Genomic DNA, 3,082 nt, shown 5'->3' on the forward strand with positions numbered 1-3,082 from the left:
AGGATCTCGGTGAAGATCTGCGCCGAGTAGGGGGCCACCTCCGACGGCTTGAGCACCATGGTGCAGCCGGTGGCCAGCGCCGGGTAGACCTTGCAGGCGATCTGGTTGATCGGCCAGTTTCACGGCGTGATCAGCCCGCAGACACCGATCGGCTCTTTGACCACGAGGGTGCTGCCGTGCTGCTCCTCGAACTGGAAGTTCTTCAACACGTCGATCGACGTGGCCAGGTGCCCGAGGCCCATGTTGACCTGCGGACCGGCGGCCAGGGATGCGGGCGCGCCCATCTCCTCGCTGACCGCGTCGGCAAGATCGGGGGCACGCTTCTGATACTCGGACAGGACCGCGCCCAGCAGCTCGAGGCGTTCTTCACGGGTGGACTGGGACCAGGTGGCGAACGCCTTGCGGGCCGCTTCGACGGCCTTGTCGACGTCGGCGGGGCCGCCGATGGCGATCTGCCCGGAGACCTGCTCGGCGGTCGGGTCGTCGACATCCAGAGACCGCTTCTCGACCGGGTCCACCCACTGGCCGTTAATGTAGAACTTCAGGTATTCGCGCATGGCTCCCACTCTCCCCTAGCTAGATCTCTCGCCTACTGGGTACCTTCTGCGTACCACGTCCGGAAGCGGTCGTACTTGGGCGTCTCCTCAGAGTTCGCCGTCGGGTCGATGCATACATGCACCACACCGACTTTGCCGCCGGCGTAGGCACGGGCTATCGCCGGGCCGATCTCGTCTTCCTTCTCGACGTACTCACCGTGGCAGCCGAACCCCTCGGCGATCTTGTCCATCCGGACGCCCTTGCTCCAGTGCACGCCGGGCTGCGGTGACGGCTGGGTGAAGGTCGCTTGTACACCCCCACCTCGAGGCCCCACTGGTGGTCGACGCCGACCACACACACCAGAGGTTGTCGCACGAATCGGTTGGCTAAAGTGCCTGGATCGGCGCGTTGAATCGATGAATGCTATTTCCCTGTAGGACAATTGGGTATGTCTGTGAATGTCCGCGCGGGTGATGTCGATCAGTTGATGATGATGCCGCCATCTGTGCGGGAGTGGCTGCCTGAGGATCATCTGGCGTTCTTCGTGCTCGATGTCGTCGCCGAGCTGGATCTGAGCGCGTTTTATGCGACGTATCGGGTCGATGGCCGGGGCGGGCCGGTGTATGACCCGGCGATGATGCTGGCGGTACTGCTGTATGCGTATTGCACCGGGGAGCGGTCCTCACGTCGGATCGAGCGACGGCTCCTCGAGGACGTTGCGTTGCGGGTGGTGGCGGCCAATCAGCAGCCCGATCACGCCACGCTGGCCCGGTTCTGCCGCCGCCATCAAGACGCGATCGCAGAACTGTTCGGCCAGGTTCTGCGTCTGTGCGTCAAGGCCGGTCTGGTCGATGCGGGGATGGTCGCGATCGACGGCACGAAGATCGCCGCGAACGCCTCATTTTTCGCCAATCGCGACCAGAGGCCCTGCGCGGCGAGCTCGGTGGATCTGCGCCGCAGGATTCCGCAGCTGCGGCCCGCCGGGTGGCCGATCAGGTCCTGGCCGAAGCCGAGCAGGTCGACGCGGCCGAAGACGATCAGGGCGAGAACACCGAGGACAAGCGGATGCCGGCGGAGTGGGCCGGGGGCCGGATCGGCGGTCCCGGATCAAAGCTGCCCTCGATGAACTCGAGTCCCAAAAGGCGAAAGACTTTGAGGCCCGGATGGCCGAGCGGGCCCGCAAAGAGACCGACCTGGGGCACAAGTTGACCGGCCCCAAACCGAGCACGGACACGGCGCGGCGAGCGCGGCCGCGGCGAGCGAACACCACCGATCCGCATTCGCGGATCATCCCGCAGGCCTCCAAGGGCGCGCTGCAGGGCTACAACGCCCAAGCCGCCGCGACGACCAGGCACATCGTGCTCGCCGCTGAGGTCGCCGCCACCACCAACGACCAGCCCCACTTCGTGCCGATGGCCACCGCGGTGACCGACAATCTCGCCGAGGCCGGCCACCGCGGTGGTGCGGGCACGTTTGTGGCCGATGCGGGGTACTGGACCAGCGCTAACGCCACCGCCGACGTCGGCGCCGAGGTGTTGATCGCGACACGGAAGTCCGCGTGGCGCAAGGCCGACAAGCCTGACGACGACAAGCTGGCGGTTTTGGCGAGGGTCAACCGCGGTGAGCTTTCCCAACGTCAAGCCGGCGCGATTCTGGGCGTCTCCTACACCTGGGTGCGCGACATGACCAAGCGGTACTTCGGACGCGACGGACAACGCATCACCCGCAGCGCCGAACCCGCACCCCAGGAACGGATCCCGGTCATCGAACGCCTCGCCGCCGGCGAGATCTCCAGACGTGCCGCCAGCGACCACCTCGGCGTTTCAGCGACGCGGGTCAAAACGATGCTCGCGCACATCCGGGGCGAGATCACCGATCCCACAGTCGCCCGAAAAGCGATGGACGACAAGCTCGCTCAACCAGACAACGCCGCGCTCTACCGCAAACGCAGCGTCAGCATCGAGCCTGCGTCAGCATCGAGCCTGTCTTTGGCAACATCAAGGCCAACCTCGGATTCCGCAAATTCACTCTCCGTGGCCATGCTGGAGTGCACAGCGAATATACAGCGAATGGCGCCTGATCTGCACAGTTCACAATCTGCTCAAACTCCAGCACGCAATACCGGCCTGACCGAAGGGGCCCCCACCTGCACGCACCATCGCAACCCGCTACGCCACCGATTCGTGCGACACCCTCACCAGCGGCAGGTTCAGCCGCGCCGCGGTCTCCAATTCCGCGATGTGGAACAAAAATGCCGAGTCACTGGTCAGCAGCATCACGGGACGCTTGCCTCCCTCGGCGACGGAGGCGCCCACGGCATAGGGCAGGCCCGTGCCCAGGTGTCCGAAGTTCTGGTTCCAGATGACGTCGCGCGGCTTGGCCTGCGAGTAGGTCCACTGGAAGATCACGGTGGCGCCGCCGTCGCGCACCATGATGCCGTCGGAGAGTTCAGCGAACGCTTTGGTCGCCTCGACCACGTAGCGCGCCGGGTGCACCGGGGTGCGTCCGCTCGGGGCCTCTGCGGCCACCCTCGCCAGTTCCGCGG

Annotated in this window: 3 protein-coding genes and 3 pseudogenes; 2 read left to right on the top strand and 4 right to left on the bottom strand. The window is 65.6% G+C overall.

Annotated features, from left to right (window positions below; all coding sequences use genetic code 11):
- A pseudogene (locus WA944_RS02020) lies at nt 1–557 on the bottom strand (aldehyde dehydrogenase family protein); the annotation flags it as partial.
- Nucleotides 558–589: 32 nt separating this feature from the next.
- Nucleotides 590–903, bottom strand: a pseudogene (locus WA944_RS02025) (thiamine pyrophosphate-dependent enzyme); the annotation flags it as partial.
- An 82-nt stretch (nt 904–985) separates the two neighbouring features.
- Between WA944_RS02025 and WA944_RS02030 the strand changes: the two are divergent.
- A complete protein-coding gene (locus WA944_RS02030; protein ID WP_526608323.1) occupies nt 986–1,663 on the top strand; it encodes a transposase in 678 nt (225 codons plus the stop codon).
- Between the two features lie 195 nt (nt 1,664–1,858).
- On the opposite strand, the gene WA944_RS02035 is transcribed toward WA944_RS02030, so the two are convergent.
- Nucleotides 1,859–2,152 carry a hypothetical protein gene (locus WA944_RS02035; RefSeq protein ID WP_526646194.1) on the bottom strand — a complete coding sequence of 98 codons (294 nt, stop codon included), beginning with the start codon at nt 2,150–2,152 and terminating at the stop codon, nt 1,859–1,861.
- 54 nt (nt 2,153–2,206) lie between these two features.
- Here WA944_RS02035 and WA944_RS02040 point away from each other — a divergent pair, with 54 nt between their 5' ends.
- On the top strand, nt 2,207–2,617 hold the full coding sequence (locus tag WA944_RS02040) for a transposase (RefSeq protein WP_526646196.1): 411 nt from the start codon (nt 2,207–2,209) through the stop codon (nt 2,615–2,617).
- Between the two features lie 109 nt (nt 2,618–2,726).
- Here the strand turns inward: WA944_RS02040 and WA944_RS02045 are convergent.
- Nucleotides 2,727–3,082 (bottom strand): annotated as a pseudogene (locus WA944_RS02045) (thiamine pyrophosphate-dependent enzyme); the annotation flags it as partial.

The sequence above is a fragment of the Mycobacterium sp. genome (assembly GCF_049683355.1).
GTDB lineage: Bacteria > Actinomycetota > Actinomycetes > Mycobacteriales > Mycobacteriaceae > Mycobacterium.

What these genes read in the sequence shown, in the direction of transcription:
- WA944_RS02030 (WP_526608323.1), top strand. Translation starts at nt 986, where the DNA reads ATGTCTGTGAATGTCCGCGCGGGTGATGTCGATCAGTTGATGATGATG.